This is a genomic window from Amycolatopsis sp. MtRt-6, from assembly GCF_017308975.1.
Lineage (GTDB): Bacteria > Actinomycetota > Actinomycetes > Mycobacteriales > Pseudonocardiaceae > Amycolatopsis.
This window is the reverse complement of the sequence record NZ_JADWPD010000009.1, coordinates 177902-194539: the sequence shown is the minus strand read 5'-3', so window position 1 is coordinate 194539 and position 16638 is coordinate 177902. Positions and strand designations below refer to the sequence as shown.

The window sequence follows — 16638 nt, the reverse complement described above, 5'->3', positions numbered from 1 at the left end:
GCCGATGCGTCTGATTGCCGTAGCGCTGGGGCTGCTCTCGGCCTTGTGCGCGCTGGCTTTCCCCTTCCTGCCGGTGGTGCAGGACACGGCGGAGGTCGTCTGGCCGACCGGCAGCGACACCCGCTCCGTCAACGCGCCCTTGACCGGGTACTGGGCCCAGGACCTGCGGGCCGAGGTGCCGTGCGCGACCATCCGCTCGGTCGACGCCCGCACGAACGGTCCGGGCCTGCTGTTCGCCACCGTGCCGGACGGCCGCACCGACCCGAACGCCGGCAAGGGCGTCGGCCTGCAGCTGCGCATCGACAACGGTGTGCTGTTCGCGTCCAGCCAGGGCCAGCAGATCGCCCAGCAGCCGCTGCCGGCCGAGAAGTGCGACGTCGAGCTGGACGTCGACGCGACGCAGATGACCCTGGCCGTGGCCGGGACGCCCATCTTCCACGCCGGCGGGGACGTCCGCCCGCGCCTGGTCGGCATCTACTCGTCGATCAACTCGAGCCGGGACCCGATCGCCGGCCTGCACGTCTCGGTCGTGCCGGACACGCGGTACCAGACGTCGCCGACCGCGCTGAAGATCGTCGTCGGCGTGCTCGCCGTGCTGTCGCTGATCGGCTGCCTGATCGCGGTCTGGCGCCGCGACTCCGGCTTCGCGCGCCGCGCCCCGCGCTGGGCCCCGATCGGCTGGTGGCGGCTGACGCTGCGGGACGTCACGGTGATCGCCGCGCTCGGCGCGTGGGTCTTCATCGGCCCGGTGACCTCGGACGACGGCTACATCCTCACGATGGCCCGCGTCACCGAGGCGACCGGCTACCTGACGAACTACCACCGCTGGTTCGGCGTCGCGGAGGCGCCGTTCGGCTGGTTCTACCACGTGTTCGAGCTGATGACGCACGTCAGCACGGTGCCGCCGTGGATCCGGCTGCCGTCGTTCCTGCTCGGCGTGCTCAGCTGGCTGCTGATCAGCCGCGAGGTGATGCCGCGGCTGGGTACCCAGATCCGCACCAGCCGCCCGGCCAGCTGGGCCGCCGCGACGGTGTTCCTGATCTGGTGGATGCCCTACAACAACGGCGTCCGGCCGGAACCGGTGGCCGCGCTCGGCTCGCTGCTGGCGATCTGCGCCGTCGAGCGCGCGCTGGTGACGCGCCGGCTGCTGCCGCTGTGCCTCGGCCTGACCGCGGCCGGGTTCACCCTGGCCGCGACGCCGACCGGGCTGATCGCGGTGGCGCCGTTCCTGGTCGCCGCGCGTCCGCTGTTCAAGCTGGTGCGCCAGCGCGCCAACGAGAACGGCTGGCTGCCGGTGCTCGCGCCGGTCGCCGCGGCCGGGCTGCTGGTGCTGGTCGTGGTGTTCGCCGACCAGACGTTCGCGACCGTCCAGGAGGCGACCCGGATCCGCACCCAGGTCGGCCCGAACCTGTCGTGGTTCCAGGAGCTCGCGCGCTACCAGCTGCTGTTCGAAAGCCTGCCGGACGGCTCGGCGCCGCGCCGCTTCCCGGTGCTGCTGGTCGTGCTGTGCACGGCCACCTGCCTGGTGGTGCTGCTGCGCCGCGGCCGCATCCCCGGCGCGTCGCTCGGCCCGGCGCGCCGCCTGATCGGCACGACGGCGCTGTTCTTCCTGCTCCTGGCCCTGACGCCGACGAAGTGGACGCACCACTTCGGCGCCTTCGCCGCGGTCGGCGCGTCGATGGCCGCACTGGCCGCGCTCGCCACCAGTTCGACCGTGCTGCGCTCCCAACGCAACCGCGCGGCGTTCCTCGCGGCCCTGCTGGTGGTCGCCGCGCTCGCCGCGACCGGCCCGAACACCTACTGGTTCGTCTCGCGCCTCGGCGTCCAGTGGACGAACGTGGCGCCGTCGGTCGGCGGCATCCCGCTGTCGACGATCCTGCTGGCGGCGGCCGCGATCGCCGGGATCTACGCGTTCGTCGAGAACGTCCGCGCGCACCGGCCCGGCCTGGCAGCCCAGCCGCAGGAAGGCCGGCTGCGGGCGCTGCGGCTCGGGTCGCTGTCGCTGGTGGTGGTCTGCGGCCTGGTGGCGGCGGGCGAGTTCGTCACGATGGCGTGGGCGATCCACAACCAGTCCGGCAGCTACAGCCTGGGCGCGGCGAACGTCGGGCACCTGTTCGGCAAGAGCTGCAACCTCGCCGACCACGTGATGGTCGAGCGCGACGCGGCGACGAGCATCCTGCACCCGCAGGCCGAGCAGCGGACCGTCGCGGAGAAGCCCAAGGAGCCCGAGTCGCCGCTGCCGAACCCCGACCAGGACAACGGCCGCGTCCAGACCGGCTTCCACACCCGCCCGGTCGACGACAAGGACCCCCTGGCCGAGCCGCCGCACGGGTTCACCCCGGACAAGGTGCCGATGTGGTCGAGCTTCCTCGACCCGGAGACGCGCGCCGGGCGGCTGCGCAGCGACTGGTACGCCCTGACGGAGAAGCCGGCGGACGGCCAGATCGTGGTGGCGACGGCGGGTGCGGCCCGCCGTCCGACGTCGGTCAGCCTCGACTACGGCGTCAACACCCCGGACGGCGTGAAGGTGCTGCGCAGCCAGTTCATGCTGCCGCCGGGCGCGGGCACCAACGGCTGGAACGACACGCGCATCAACCTGCGCGACCTGCCGCCGGAGACGAACGCGGTCCGCGTCAACATCGTCGACAACGACCTGACGGAGGACGGCTGGATCGCGGCGTCGGCCCCGCGCGTCCCGACGTTCACGACGCTGACGGACCGCATCGGCTCGAAGCCGGTGTACGTGGACTGGCCGGCGTCGTTCGTGTACCCGTGCGTCCAGCCGGTGACGTCGCACGACGGGATCTCGCAGGTCCCGGACTACCGCATCACGGCGGGCGGCCTGGCGGACGAGGCCCAGTGGGCGTCCTCGACGAACGGCGGCCCGATCGGCTGGCTGGAGGAGCTGGCCGAGGAGCCGGAGGTCCCGAGCTACCTGATCGGCCAGCCGAGCCAGTCCTGGGGCCAGCTGCTGCAGATCGAGCCGTTCACCGAGGGCATCGCCCCGACGGTGATCCGCGGGGAGAAGACCGTGCCGGGCTGGTGGTCACCGGGCCCGGGGCCGCGCCAGCCGAACGGCAAGGACCCGACGCGGTAGCACCGTGTCAGGCCGGTGTCAGCTGTGTGTCCGGCGGGGCGGCGATGGTGAACCCATCACCGCCACCGGCACACAGCAAGGGGAAACACCATGAACACCTTCGCCACTCCGAAGCCGATCACCGCCACGATGACCACCGCGGGCGCCCGCATCCGCGTCGCCGCGAGCGAGCGCACGGACACGGTTGTGCGGGTCGAGCCCGTCGACCCCGCGAACAAGACGGACGTGAAGGTCGCCGAGCAGACCAAGGTCGAGTTCACCGACGGCGCGCTGTCGATCAAGACGACGAAGTCGGGAGCCAAGACCGGGTCCGTCGCCGTCACGGTCGAACTGCCGGCCGGGTCCGGGCTGGTCCTGAACACGGCGTGGACCGACGTGCACGCCGACGGCCCGCTCGGCGACTGCGAACTCAACCTGGCCTCGGGGCAGGTCCGGCTCGACCGCGTCGCCGGGCTGCGGGCGAACCTGGCGGCCGGTGACGTCGAGGTCGGGCACGTCGCCGGGGCCGCCGGCATCGAGGGCGGCGCCGCCGGGCTGCGGATCGGCGAGATCGAAGGCGTCCTCGGGTACGAGGGCTCGATCGGGCGGGTCCGGATCGGCCACGCCCGATCCGACGTCCGGTTCGGCAGCGCGAGCGGCCGCTTCGACGTCGAACGCGCCGACGGCGACGTCGTCGCCAGTGCCGGCCACTGCCCCATCCGGATCGGCCGGGTCACCGGCGGCCGGGTGGAGCTGGCCAACGCCGCCGGCGGCATCGACGTCGGCGTCGGCGCGGGCGTCAGCGCCTCGGTGGACGCCGAGAGCACCAAGGGCTCGGTCCGCAACTCGCTGCCGGCCACGCCCGGCGGCCAGGTCGAGATCCACGCCCGCACGCGGCTCGACGACATCGTCGTCCACCCCGCGGGGGATTCCCTCCGCTAGTAGCTGCGAGGGGTCCAGACGACACCGCCGTCCACCCGGGTGCGGCTGGACCCCACGATCAGCAGGCAGCGCATGTCCACTGTGGACGGATCCAGGTCGCCCAGCGTGGTGATCCGGATGTCCTCCTCGGCCCCGCCGACGTCCCGCGCGACCACGACCGGCGTCTCCGGAGCGCGATGGCGGAGGAGCACGGCACGCGCGTCGGCCAGCTGGGTCGTCCGGGTCCGGGACGCCGGGTTGTACAGCGCCAGCACCAGGTCCGCCGCGCCCGCCGCGTCGAGACGCTTCTCGATGATCTCCCACGGCTTCAACCGGTCCGACAGCGAGAGCACGCAGTAGTCGTGGCCCAGCGGCGCGCCGACGCGGGACGCCGCCGCCTGGGCCGCCGTCACGCCCGGGACGATCCGGACGCGGACCCCCGCGCCGTGGCCCTCCGCCACCTGCTCCAGCACCGCCGACGCCATCGCGAACACCCCCGGGTCGCCCGAGGACACCACGGCGACCCGCGAGCCGGCAGCAGCCAGGGACAACGCCTCGCGCGCGCGATCCGCCTCGACCCGGTTGCCCGACGCGTGCCGCTGCTGGCCCGCCTTCTGCGGCACCCGCGCCACATACGGCCCGTACCCGACGATGTGCTCGACGGCCGCAAGTTCCGCGGCGGCCTCGGGCGTCAGCCACTCCGGGCCCGCCGGGCCGAGACCCACGACGACGACTTCGCCGGCCGAAGAAGGCGAAGGAACGGGAGCCACGGGAGAAACCCGGGACGCATAAGCCGGCGAGGGCAGCAACGCCAGCGAGAAGTACGGCACCGTCGAGGGGTCCACCGAAGCCAGCGGCTCGATCCGCTGCTGCCCCCACGTCGCGCGCTCGACGTAGACGGCGTCGTCGAGCTTGCCCGCCTCCGCGAAGGCCTCCCGCACGGACGAGAACGTCCGGCCCAGCTTCAGCACCGCCGCCGCGTCGGTGTCCGCGAGGCGACGGGCCAGCTCCGGGGCCGGCAGCGTGCCCGGGAGCACCGTCAGCACCTCGTCGCGCTGCACCAGCGGGCGGCCGATCACCGACGACGCCGCGCTCACCGACGTCACGCCCGGGACGACCACCGCCTCGAAGCGGCCGGAAAGCCGTTCGTGCATGTACATGTACGAGCCGTAGAAGAACGGGTCGCCTTCGCAGAGCAGCACCACGTCGCGGCCCGCGTCGAGGTGCTCGGCCAGCCGCTTCGCACACAGCTCGTAGAAGTCGGCGATCGCGCCTTCGTACCCGCCCGGGTGGTCGGTCGTCTCCGTCGTGACCGGGTAGACGAGCTTCTCCTCGAACTGCCCCTCGCGCAGGTACGGCTCGGCGACCGACCGCGCGATGCTGCGGCCGTGGCGCGCGCAGTGGTACGCGATCACCGACGCTTCCGAGATGAGGCGCGCCGCCTTGACCGTCATCAGTTCCGGGTCGCCGGGGCCGAGCCCGACGCCGTACAGCGTGCCCGTCATTCTTCGGCGCTCGCGAGTGCGTTGATCGCCGCGACGGCCATCGCGCTGCCGCCGCGCCGTCCGTGCACCACCAGGTACGGTGCCGGGGCCCGCTTGGCCAGCTCCACTTTGGACTCCACCGCGCCGACGAACCCGACCGGGACGCCGATGATCGCCGCGGGCGCGCCGACGCCTTCGTCGAGGATCTCCAGCAGGCGGAACAACGCCGTCGGCGCGTTGCCGATCGCCACCACCGAGCCGGGCAGCTTGTCGCGCCACAGTTCCAGCGCCGCCGCCGAGCGCGTGGTGCCCATCCGCTCGGCGAGCCCGGGCACGCCGGGGTCCGACAGCGTGCAGAGCACCTCGTTGGCCGCGGGCAGCCGGCGCCGGGTGACGCCGCTGGCGATCATCTGCGCGTCGCACAGGATCGGCGCGCCGGCTTCGAGCGCGGCGCGGCCGGACTCGACGACGTCGAGCGTGTAGCGCAGGTCGTCGACCAGATCGACCATGCCGCAGGCGTGGATCATCCGGACCGCCAGCCCGGCCACGTCGTCGGGCAGGATCGCCAGGTCCGCCTCCTCGCGGATCGTGGCGAACGAGTGCCGGTAGATCTCGGCACCGTCCCGCAGGTAGTCGATCACAGGTTCCCTTCCATCTCGTCGAGCGGCACCCAGCGGCCGTCGATGCGGTAGCCCCCCGCTTCGGCGACAACGTCCACATGGGACTGCGACGGCTTCCCGCACCGCCGTTCGCAGCCCGAGAAGTGCGCGCGCAGGCCGGGCCGGAACACCGCGTCGGCCCGGACGTCGGCGCGCGACTTCGCGCAGCCGGGACGGCCGATGCACGCGGTGGTCCCCCAGGCGACGGCACCGAAACCCAGCCGCGCGAAGACATCCGGAGGCACGTCGGGCAGCACCACGGACTTCCACGGCGTCACCAGCGCCGGGCCGAACTCCGCCAGCGCCCGCGCCTGGGCCGCGGACAGGTGCCCGAAGCGCGGCACGACACCGGCCGCGAAGCCGCCGTCCCGTTCGATCAGCCCGGCCGGGACCTCGGCCGAGGCCGGCGGCACCGGCGTCCCGCGCCAGGCCGGGTCGTCAAGCTCGGCGACGCGCCAGGCGGACCCCCGCACCCGGCCGAACTCCAGCGCGACTTCGAGGAGCGCTGCGACGGCGCCGGCGCGGGCCACCCGCCGTCCGGTGTCGCCGCCCGCGAGCAGCAGCGTGCCCTCGGCCGAACCGGTGGCGCGCCAGCAGACGTCGGCGCCTTCGCCGGCGACGTCGGAGCGTCCGTCGTCGAAGGCGAAGAGGAACCGCCCGGGCAGGTCCGCCAGCTCCGGCGTCGAACACAGCGCGACATCCAGCGCGGCCGCCAAGCCGCGGACGTCGGCGAGGCCGCCGCGCAGCCCGCTCAACGGCGACGCGAGCACGTTGCGGACGCGTTCGTGCGACGGCGAAGGCAGGAGCCCGGCGTCGGTCAGCCGGGCCGCCAAGCCGGGCCGGGTGACGCCGCGCAGCTGGACGTTGCCGCGCGAGGTGAGGTGGAGGTCGCCGTCGCCGCACGCTTCGGCCGCGTCCGCCAAGGCTCGCAGCTGTACTGCGGAAATCGTGCCGCCGGGCAGCCGCACGCGGGCCAACGGACCGTCGGCGGCTTCGTGGGGTGCGAAAACACCGGGGCACGCGTCGGCTCGCACACGTGCTGGGGTCGGCATGAGGTCACTGTAGCTGGCGGTTCTCCGGCCCCGGCGGGTCCGAACGCGGCCGGATCCGGGCGGTTCCGGCGTCCAGGTCCACGTCACGCCAGGGTGGTGCGCCTTCGGCGTCCTGCTCGACGAGCATCGACATCGTTTCCCGGTGTTCCAGCTCACGTCGCTTGGTCCCGTACAGGAACGCGGTCGTCTCTTCGATGTACGTGGCGGACAGCCGCGCCTTGAAGCGCGAGCCGTTCTTGCGCGGCCGCAGTTCGATCGCGGCCATGACCAGCAGGATCACGACGCCGCCCGGAAGGGCGAGCCCCAGCCAAGTTCCCATGCCCGGCGAACCGGGTGACCGTGGGTCAAGTTCCCGGGGCAGTAGAACTCTCATCGAATGTAGTAGGTGTGCTACATTCGATCGCATCATTCAGATGGGGGTGATCGCGATGAGAGATCCAGCCGATCCCGTCGTCCGCGTGCGGGGGCTGCGGATGCGGTACGGCACGAACGACGTGCTCCACGGCGTCGACTTCGAGGCGTTCCGGGGCGAGGTCGTCGGCCTGCTCGGGCCGAACGGCGCGGGCAAGACCACGACGATCGAGATCCTCGAGGGCTTCCGCATGCGGTCGGCGGGCGAGGTGAGCGTGCTGGGCGCCGATCCCGCGCACGGCGGCGAAGACTGGCGGGCGCGGCTGGGGGTCGTGCTCCAGTCGTGGCGCGACCACGGGAAGTGGCACGTCCGCGAGCTTCTCGCGCACCTCGGCCGGTACTACGTGCCGTACTCGACGGCCGCGCACCCGCGGCCGTGGGACGCCGACGAGCTGATCGCCACGGTCGGGCTCACCGAGCACGCGCACAAGAAGCTCAAGCAGCTCTCCGGCGGCCAGCGGCGGCGGCTCGACGTCGCCATCGGCATCGTCGGGCGGCCCGAGCTGCTGTTCCTCGACGAGCCGACCGCGGGCTTCGACCCCGAGGCCCGGCGCGAGTTCCACGACCTGGTGCACCGCCTGTCCGACGAGCTCGACACCACGATCCTGCTGACCACGCACGACCTCGACGAGGCCGAGAAGCTGGCCGACCGGATCCTCATCCTCAACGGCGGCCGGATCATCGCCGACGGCTCGGCCGACCAGCTCAGCCGGCAGATCTCCGGCGAGGCCGAAGTCCGCTGGAGCGTCGGCGGGCAGCGCTTCGTCCACTCCACGACCGAAGCGACGAAGTACGTGTACGACCTGTTCAAGCAGCACGGCGAGGCCGTCGCGGACCTCGAGGTCCGCCGGGCGTCGCTGGAGGACACCTACATGACGCTGGTCCGGCGCGCGGAGACCGGCGGCGAGACGGAGCTCGGCCTCCAGGAAGCGGGTGCGCGATGAACGCCAAGGCCGCGGCACTGCGCTCCGGGCTGGCGCGCGGCTGGATCGAGTTCAAGCAGACGTGGACCAACAGCGACGACTTGGTCGGCCAGATCGTCTTCATAGCCCTCTTCCTCGGCACGCTGTTCTTCATGCGCAACGCGACCCTGCCCGGCACGTCGTTCTCGCTCGGCGCGGCGACCGTGCCCAGCGTGCTCGGCGCCGGCGTCGTGTTCAACGGCCTGGCCGGCGCAGCGGGCTACCTCGCCGTCGACCGCGAAGACGGCACGCTCCTGCGGGCGAAGGCGACTCCGCACGGCATGCTCGGCTACCTGGTCGGGAAGACCACGGCCGTGGCGCTGAGCCAGATCACGTCGCTGGTGCTGGTGCTGATCCCGTGCCTGTTCCTGTTCACCGGGCTGGCCCCGGGCGGCGTCTGGTCGTACCTGCACCTGCTGTGGGTGCTGGCGATCGGGCTGTTCGCGACCATCCCGATCGGCGCCGCGCTGGGTTCGCTGGTCAAGAGCGCGCGGTCGGTGGGACTGATCGTGCTGCCGATCATGGGGCTGGGCGCGATCTCCGGGATCTTCTACCCGATCACCGCGCTGCCGGAGTGGGTGCAGGGCGTCGCGCAGGTGTTCCCGATGTACTGGCTGGGTCTCGGGATGCGCTCGGCGCTGCTGCCGGACAGTACGGTCGTCGTCGAGATCGGCCAGTCGTGGCGGCCACTGCCGACCCTGGCGGTGCTCGTCGCGTGGTCCGTGATCGGATTGGTGCTGGCGCCGATCCTGCTCCGCCGCATGGCGCGGCGCGAAGCGGGTTCGTCGGTGGCCGAACGGCGGGAGAAGGCCATGCAGCGTGTGGGGTAGTGAACAGTCATGAGCGAGGTCGTCTACAACCGGATAGCGATGCTGCGCGCGGAGCGGTCGATCTCGCGACGGCAGCTGGCCGACGCCCTCGGGGTGCACTACCAGACGATCGGCTACCTCGAGCGCGGCGAGTACAGCCCTTCGCTGTACCTGGCCCTGCGGATCGCGGAGTTCTTCGAGGTCTCCGTGGAAGTGCTGTTCTCGACGAAGCCGTTCCCCCGCTTGGGGGAACGGTCCGCCTAGGGCCGGTACAGGCCGCCGGCGGCGCCGATCCGGCGGCCAGGACTCCGGCCGCCGGACGACCCCGCGATGGTTCGTCAGTTCGGGGTGCAGGCCTGTTCGGTGGCCTCGTGCACCGATCCGGTCGCGGAGGCACGGATGCACAGGTCCCGGGTGTTGGGGTGGGTCCGGCCGAACATCTGGGTGCCCCGGTCGGACACCGTCACCCGGGTCTGCGTCGCCGCGCTCGGCACCCAGAAGGTGGACTTCTGGGCGGCCGCCACCTGGTCGCAGTCGTGGGCGAGCTGCCTGCCCTGCGCGTCCGTCGCGGTGTAACAGGACGTCATGACGAAAGCGGACCGGTTGCTGAAGAGGACGAAGTGGTTCGCCGCCATCGCGGCCGGCGCCGCGGCCAGCGTCGCGCCGGCGGCGAGGGCGATCGCGGTCAATGTACGCGCGGTGTTGCGCATCGGGCCTTCCTTTCATCACCAATGGATGGGTAATGAAGACCCTAAGAAGAGGTTTCGCCGGAAATCTCCCATTTCCGGCGATCGTGGAACCTTCTTCCGGAGATCTCGGGACGCTGTGGTTCAGTCGCCAGATCGGCCGCGGCCAGGGCCTCGACGATGTCGGCGCGCCGCGTCTCGCGGACGGTCCGGTTGAGTTCGACGTGCAGGAACGGCGTGCCGCCGGCGGCCTGGCTCTGGACGTTCGTCGTCCCGGCCAGGCCCCGGCACGGTTCGGCCCAGGCCCGGCGAACGCGGAACCCGGCTTCGGCGAGCCGGTCCGCCGCCCGGCGAGCCGCGTCACCGGCCGCCGCGGCCCCGGCCGAGACGACGACGTCGGCGGCGGGCAGGGTCCGGTCCTTGAAGCCGTGCAGCTGGACCTGCGGGAGGCCGCGGCGGGCCAGGAGCGTGGTGACGACGTGGAAGACGGTCCGCGTGTCGTGCGCGGGGTCCTCACGGTGGCGGTGGGCGCCGGCCACCGCGAGGACGGCGCCGGGCACCCGCCGGAAGAGCGCCAGGCCGATCAGGTCGGTCCGCAGGTCGGACGAGGGGTGCGGCACCTCGACGACCAGTGACGGCGGCGCGGACCGGTCGATCGCGTAAAGCCCCCAGGCCCGCTCGCTGCCGGGCTCCTGGACGGCGAGCGAGCCGTCGTGGACGGAGAAGCCCAGGTCACGGAGGTGGTGGGAGTCGCCGTCGAGGACGGCGGCGAAGCCGGTTGCGGCGGTTTCGAGTTCGGCCGCCGTGGGGTGGCGGTAGGGCTGCCGCGCGGACTGCGCGGCGGTGAAGCTCCGGAGCAGTGATTCCAAGCCTCCAGGCTACCCAGCCCCGGCCAACGTCACCTTGACGTGCACCCACGCACACCGGAGAGTGAGGGCGATACCCACGCGTCGGCAGGTGGAGGAACCCGGTGAGAGTCCGGGGCGGTCCCGCCACTGTGACCGGAGCTGTCTCGATGACCCCTCCGCGGGAGGGAGTGCGTCGGCGGAGTCTCCGGGAGCCAGGAACTCCGGCCGGCGCGCCCGTCTACCCGGGGCGCGGACCCCGAGGAGGAACCTCGTGATCCTGCTTCTGTCCACTTCGGACACCGACCTGCTCAGCGCCCGCTCGTCCGGTGGCGAGTACCGGCTCGGCAACCCCGCCCGGCTCGACGTCGCCGAGCTGCCGGCGCTGCTCGACGGCGTGCAGATCGTCGTCGCGCGGATCCTCGGCACGCCGCGGAGCTGGCAGGACGGCCTCGACACGCTGCGGGCGTCCGGCGCGCACGTCGTCGTCCTGGGCGGGGAGCAGACGCCGGACGCCGAGCTGATGAAGCTCTCGACCGTCCCGGCCGGCATCGCCGCCGAGGCCCACGCCTACCTCGCGCAGGGCGGCCCGGCGAACCTCACCCAGCTGCACCGGTTCCTCTCCGACACGCTCCTGCTCACCGGCGACGGCTTCGAGCCGCCCGCGGCGCAGCCCGCGTGGGGCGTGCTCGAACGTCCTTCGCGCGGCGACGGCCCGGTCATCGGGATCCTCTACTATCGGGCGCATCACCTGTCCGGGAACACGGCGTTCGTGCACGCCCTCGCCGACGAGATCGAAGCCGCGGGCGGGCGCGCGTTGCCGATCTACTGTGCTTCGCTGCGTACGCGCGAGCCGAAGATGATGGCGGAGCTGGCTTCCGTGGACGCGCTGCTGGTCACAGTGCTCGCGGCCGGCGGCACGCGGCCGTCCGAGGTGGGCGCCGGCGGTGACGACGAGGCCTGGGACGTCGCCGAGATGGCCGCCCTCGACGTCCCGATCCTGCAGGCGCTGTGCCTGACCAGCGACCGCGAGACGTGGGCGGCCAACGACGACGGCCTCTCGCCGCTCGACGCCGGGAACCAGATGGCCGTGCCGGAGTTCGACGGACGGCTGATCACCGTGCCGTTCTCGTTCAAGGAGCTCGACGAAGACGGCCTCCCCCGGTACGTGCCGGACGCCGAGCGCGCGTCCCGCGTCGCCCGCATCGCGCTGGCGCACGCCCGGCTGCGGCACACGCCGCCTTCGCAGCGTCGCATCGCGCTGATGCTGTCCGCGTACCCGACGAAGCACTCTCGCGTCGGCAACGCGGTCGGGCTGGACACGCCCGCGTCGGCGATCGAGCTGCTGCGGCGGATGCGTGCCCAGGGCTACGACCTGGGGCCGGACGCCTTCCCGGGCGTCGACCCGACCGGCACCGACCAGCCCGACGGTGATGCGCTGATCCACGCGCTGATCGCCGCCGGTGGGCAGGACCCGGAGTGGCTCACCGAGGAACAGCTGGCCGGGAACCCGATCCGGGTCCCCGCCGAGCGCTACCGCTCGTGGTTCGACGCGCTCCCCGCCGAGCTGCGTGAAGGCGTCGAGGAGCACTGGGGCCCGGCGCCGGGCCAGCTGTACGTCGACAACGGCGACATCGTGCTGGCGTCCCTGCAGAGCGGCAACGTGATCATCATGATCCAGCCGCCGCGCGGGTTCGGCGAGAACCCGGTCGCGATCTACCACAACCCCGACCTGCCGCCGAGCCACCACTACCTGGCCGCGTACCGGTGGCTGGAGGAGGAGTTCGGCGCCCACGCCGTCGTCCACCTGGGCAAGCACGGGTCCCTCGAATGGCTGCCGGGCAAGACCGCGGGGCTCTCGGCGTCGTGCGCCCCGGACGCCGTGCTCGGGAACCTGCCGCTGGTCTACCCGTTCCTGATCAACGACCCCGGCGAGGGCGCGCAGGCCAAGCGGCGGGCGCACGCGACGATCGTCGACCACCTGATCCCGCCGATGGCGCGCGCGGAGTCCTACGGCGACATGGCGCGGCTGGAGCAGCTGCTCGACGAGCACGCGAACATCGCGGCGATGGACCCGGCGAAGCTGCCGGCCGTGCGCCAGCAGATCTGGACGCTGATCCAGGCCGCGAAGCTCGACCACGACCTCGGCGTCGAGGAACGGCCGCACGACGCGGAGTTCGACGACTTCCTGCTGCACATCGACGGCTGGCTGTGCGAGGTCAAGGACGCGCAGATCCGCGACGGGCTCCATGTGCTGGGTGCGGCGCCCACGGGTGAAGCGCGCGTCAACCTGGTGCTGGCGATGCTGCGCGCGGCCCAGATGTGGGGCGGCAAGCAGGGCGCGGTGCCCGGCCTGCGGTCGGCACTGGGGCTCAAGGAAGACGCGCCGATGTCCGAAGTGGACGCGGTCGAGAAGACGGCCCGTGAGCTCGTCCAGACGATGGAGATGCGGGGCTGGGACGCGACGGCGGTCGCGTCGGTCGCCCCGGACGCCCAGGTGGCGAAGGTGCTTTCGTTCGCCGCCGAGGAAATCGTGCCCCGGCTCGCGGGGACGTCCGCCGAGCTGGACGCGGTGCTGCACGCGCTGGACGGCGGGTACATCCCGGCCGGGCCGAGCGGGTCGCCGTTGCGCGGGCTGATCAACGTGCTGCCGACCGGCCGGAACTTCTACACCGTCGACCCGAAGGCCATCCCGAGCCGGCTCGCCTGGGAAACCGGCCAGGCCCTCGCCGATTCGCTGCTTCGCCGGTACCGGGAGGACACCGGCGACTGGCCGCGGTCGGTGGGGCTGTCGGTGTGGGGCACGTCGGCGATGCGGACGTCCGGCGACGACGCGGCGGAAGTGCTGGCGCTGCTGGGTGTCCAGCCGGTGTGGGACGAAGCTTCCCGGCGCGTCACCGGCATCGAGGCGATCCCCTTGGCCGAGCTGGGCCGGCCCCGGATCGACGTCACGGTCCGGATCAGCGGGTTCTTCCGCGACGCGTTCCCGCACGTGATCACGTTGCTGGACGACGCGGTGCGGCTCGTGGCCTCTCTGGACGAACCGCTGGACCAGAACTTCGTCCGCGCGCACGTCACTTCCGACCTGGCCGCCCATGGCGACGCCCGCCGCGCGACGACCCGGATCTTCGGGTCGAAGCCGGGTGCGTACGGCGCGGGCCTGCTGCCGCTGATGGACAGCGGCAACTGGCGCGACGACAAGGATCTGGCGGAGGTGTACGCGGTGTGGGGCGGCTTCGCGTACGGCCGGGACCTGGACGGCCGCCCGGCACGCGAGGACATGGAAAGCTCGTACAAGCGCATCGTGGTGGCGGCGAAGAACACCGACACGCGCGAGCACGACATCGCGGACTCCGACGACTACTTCCAGTACCACGGCGGGATGATCGCGACGGTCCGCGCGCTGACGGGCGCGGCACCGGCGTCCTATGTGGGCGACAGCACGTCGCCGGACGCGGTCCGCACGCGCACGCTGGGCGAGGAGACGGCCCGGGTGTTCCGGGCGCGCGTGGTGAACCCCCGATGGCTGGCGGCGATGCGCCGGCACGGTTACAAGGGAGCGTTCGAGCTGGCGGCCACCGTGGACTACCTGTTCGGCTTCGACGCCACGGCCGGCGTGGTCGGCGACTGGATGTACGAGAAGCTGACCGAGTCGTACGTGCTGGACGAGGTGAACCAGGAGTTCCTGCGCCAGGCGAACCCGTGGGCGCTGCGCGGGATCGTGGAACGCCTGAACGAGGCGGCGGACCGCGGCCTGTGGGCGGAACCGGACCCGGAGCTGCTGGCGAAGATGCGCGAGGTGTACCTGTCGCTGGAGGGCGACCTCGAGTCGGAGTAGAAACGCCCGGGAAACGCGGGCCGGAGTTGGGTGGCGGTCATGATCACCGCCGCCCCTCCGAGAACCCGCCCCTGGGCGCTTCCCCTCGTCTGCCTCGGCGCCGCCGTCCTCTACGCCTGGAAGATCGGCGACGGCCAGCTCGGCAACACCTACTACTCCGCCGCAGCCAAGTCGATGACGGAGAGCTTCACCAACTTCCTCTTCGGCTCCTTCGACCCCTACGGCGTCGTCACGGTCGACAAACCGCCGTTCGCGCTGTGGCCGCAGGCGCTCTCCACGCTGGTCTTCGGCTACCACGGCTGGGCACTCCTGCTGCCGCAGGTGCTCGAAGGCGTCGCGGCGGTGTTCCTGCTGCACCGGACGGTCCGGCGGTGGGCCGGCGAGCACGTCGCCCTGCTGGCCGCGGTCATCCTGGCGCTCACGCCGGTGACCGTGGTCATCAACCGCGGCAACAACCCCGACACCCTGCTCGTCCTGTTCCTCGTCGCCGCCGCGTACGCGCTGACCCGCGCGCTCGAAGACGGGCGGAAGTGGCTGTTCTGGTGCGCCTTCTTCGTCGGCTGCGGCTTCCTGACCAAGATGCTGCAGGCGTGGATCGTCGTGCCCGCCCTGGCTGTCGCGTACTTCGCCGGGACGACCGGGCCCGCCAAGCGCCGTCTCCTCGACCTGCTCGGCGCCGGGGTCGTGCTGGTCGTCTCGTCGTTCTGGTGGATCGCCCTGTACGACTGGTGGCCCGGTGCCAAGCCGTACATGGGCGGCAGCCGGGACGGCTCGGCCTGGGACCTCGTGTTCGGCTACAACGGCTTCGGCCGCCTCTCCGGCGATGGCGGGGGCGGCGGCATGATGATCATGCGGAACGGGCAGCAGACCATGTCGTCGTTCGGTGGCGACCCCGGACCCGGCCGGATGTTCAACGACCTCGTCGGCGGGCAGATCTCGTGGCTGCTGCCGCTTTCGCTGCTCGTCCTGGTCGTCATCGGGCGCCGGTGGCGGAACGCCGGCTGGCTGCTCTGGGGCGGCTGGCTGCTGGTGACGACGGCGGTGTTCAGCTTCGCCGGCGGCATCTGGCACCCGTACTACACGACGGCGATGGCGCCTGCCGTCGCCGCGGTCTCCGCCGCCGGGCTCGCGCTGCTGTGGCGGCACCACCGGCGGACCCTGCTGCCCCTGGCGATCGCGGTGACCGCGGCTTGGGCGTTCGTGCTGACATCGCGGGACACGTCCTTCCACGGCTGGACGCGCTGGGCGGTGCTCGGCACGGCCGTCGCCGCCGTCGCCGGGCTCCTGGTCACGCGAAGCCGGCTGACGCTCGTCGCCGGGCTGGTGCCGCTACTGCTCACGCCCGCCGTCTGGTCGTCCGCGGCGGCGCAGAGCACCACCGCCGGGACGCTGCCGGCCGCCGGCCCCGCGACTCTGCCCGGAGGCGGACCCGGGCCGATGCCGCCACCGTCGTCCGGTGGGCCGAGGTTGATGCTCGCGGGCGGCGACGGCGCCACCACGCTGTCCGGCGAACAACGCCGCATCCTCGACTACGCCCGCCGGAACGGCACCGAGATCACCCTGGCGGTGAACGCCGAAGCGGGGACGGTCGCGCCGTTCCTCATCGGCTCCGACGCCACCGTGATCGGCATGGGCGGCTTCGGCGGCCGCGACGACGCGCCGTCGGTCGCACAGCTCGACCGGTGGCTCGCCGAAGGCAAGCTGCGGTTCGTGCTGAGCAGCGCGGGTACCCCGCAGGCCGGGCCGCCGCGGAGTCCTGTGCAGGAAGCGCGGCGGCGCTGGATCGACCAGCACTGCGCGGTCGTCGACCCCGCGGCCTACGGCGGGCGGTCCCCGGCCGGTCAGGTGCGGCTCGTCGGCGGCGCGGACACCCTCTACCGGTGCTAACGGCGAAG

General features: G+C 72.4%; 13 protein-coding genes and 1 riboswitch. Of the genes, 7 read left to right on the top strand and 6 right to left on the bottom strand.

The genetic code is table 11. From position 1 onward, the window contains the following. Positions 1-4: 4 nt before the first annotated feature. Both I4Q55_RS17885 and I4Q55_RS17880 read left to right on the top strand, forming a co-directional pair. Positions 5-3097: an arabinosyltransferase domain-containing protein gene (locus I4Q55_RS17885; RefSeq protein WP_206789102.1), complete on the top strand. Its 3093-nt coding sequence runs from the start codon at positions 5-7 to the stop codon at positions 3095-3097. 90 nt (positions 3098-3187) lie between these two features. Then, positions 3188-4018, top strand: coding sequence for a hypothetical protein (locus tag I4Q55_RS17880; protein WP_206789101.1), 831 nt, complete (start codon positions 3188-3190; stop codon positions 4016-4018). On the opposite strand, the gene I4Q55_RS17875 is transcribed toward I4Q55_RS17880, so the two are convergent. From I4Q55_RS17875 to I4Q55_RS17860, 4 genes are read right to left on the bottom strand one after another with little or no spacing between them, the layout of a single operon-like run. Beyond that, entirely contained in the window at positions 4015-5502 is a 1488-nt protein-coding gene (locus I4Q55_RS17875) for a precorrin-2 C(20)-methyltransferase (RefSeq protein ID WP_206789100.1), read from the bottom strand. The genes I4Q55_RS17880 and I4Q55_RS17875 overlap by 4 nt on opposite strands. After that, complete coding sequence (locus I4Q55_RS17870; RefSeq protein ID WP_206789099.1) at positions 5499-6122, bottom strand: precorrin-8X methylmutase; 624 nt, start codon at positions 6120-6122, stop codon at positions 5499-5501. Before I4Q55_RS17870 ends, I4Q55_RS17875 begins: the two co-directional genes overlap by 4 nt. Continuing rightward, positions 6119-7192 (bottom strand): precorrin-3B synthase, encoded by a 1074-nt coding sequence (locus I4Q55_RS17865; protein ID WP_206789098.1) that lies wholly within the window; start codon positions 7190-7192, stop codon positions 6119-6121. Before I4Q55_RS17865 ends, I4Q55_RS17870 begins: the two co-directional genes overlap by 4 nt. Positions 7193-7196: 4 nt before the next feature. After that, positions 7197-7511 carry a DUF6191 domain-containing protein gene (locus I4Q55_RS17860; protein ID WP_206789097.1) on the bottom strand — a complete coding sequence of 105 codons (315 nt, stop codon included), beginning with the start codon at positions 7509-7511 and terminating at the stop codon, positions 7197-7199. Positions 7512-7620: 109 nt separating this feature from the next. Between I4Q55_RS17860 and I4Q55_RS17855 the strand changes: the two genes are divergently transcribed. The 3 genes from I4Q55_RS17855 to I4Q55_RS17845 are packed head-to-tail and all read left to right on the top strand — an operon-like array spanning position 7621 to position 9638. After that, on the top strand, positions 7621-8547 hold the full coding sequence (locus I4Q55_RS17855; RefSeq protein WP_206789096.1) for an ABC transporter ATP-binding protein: 927 nt from the start codon (positions 7621-7623) through the stop codon (positions 8545-8547). Beyond that, a complete protein-coding gene (locus I4Q55_RS17850) occupies positions 8544-9395 on the top strand; it encodes an ABC transporter permease (protein WP_206789094.1) in 852 nt (283 codons plus the stop codon). The genes I4Q55_RS17855 and I4Q55_RS17850 overlap by 4 nt, the downstream gene beginning before the upstream one ends. 9 nt (positions 9396-9404) lie before the next feature. Continuing rightward, positions 9405-9638, top strand: coding sequence for a helix-turn-helix transcriptional regulator (locus I4Q55_RS17845; RefSeq protein ID WP_086857807.1), 234 nt, complete (start codon positions 9405-9407; stop codon positions 9636-9638). 74 nt (positions 9639-9712) lie between these two features. Here I4Q55_RS17845 and I4Q55_RS17840 read toward each other — a convergent pair whose 3' ends face one another. Together I4Q55_RS17840 and I4Q55_RS17835 are read right to left on the bottom strand one after the other, a co-directional pair. Beyond that, entirely contained in the window at positions 9713-10084 is a 372-nt protein-coding gene (locus I4Q55_RS17840) for a hypothetical protein (protein WP_206789092.1), read from the bottom strand. A gap of 41 nt (positions 10085-10125) precedes the next feature. After that, a complete protein-coding gene (locus tag I4Q55_RS17835) occupies positions 10126-10929 on the bottom strand; it encodes a hypothetical protein (RefSeq protein WP_242546189.1) in 804 nt (267 codons plus the stop codon). 91 nt (positions 10930-11020) lie between these two features. After that, a riboswitch (cobalamin riboswitch) is annotated at positions 11021-11130 on the top strand. Between the two features lie 49 nt (positions 11131-11179). Between I4Q55_RS17835 and cobN the strand changes: the two genes are divergently transcribed. Further along, complete coding sequence (gene cobN / locus I4Q55_RS17830; protein WP_206789091.1) at positions 11180-14743, top strand: cobaltochelatase subunit CobN; 3564 nt, start codon at positions 11180-11182, stop codon at positions 14741-14743. Between the two features lie 39 nt (positions 14744-14782). Then, a complete protein-coding gene (locus I4Q55_RS17825; RefSeq protein ID WP_206789090.1) occupies positions 14783-16630 on the top strand; it encodes a glycosyltransferase family 39 protein in 1848 nt (615 codons plus the stop codon). Positions 16631-16638 lie beyond the last annotated feature (8 nt).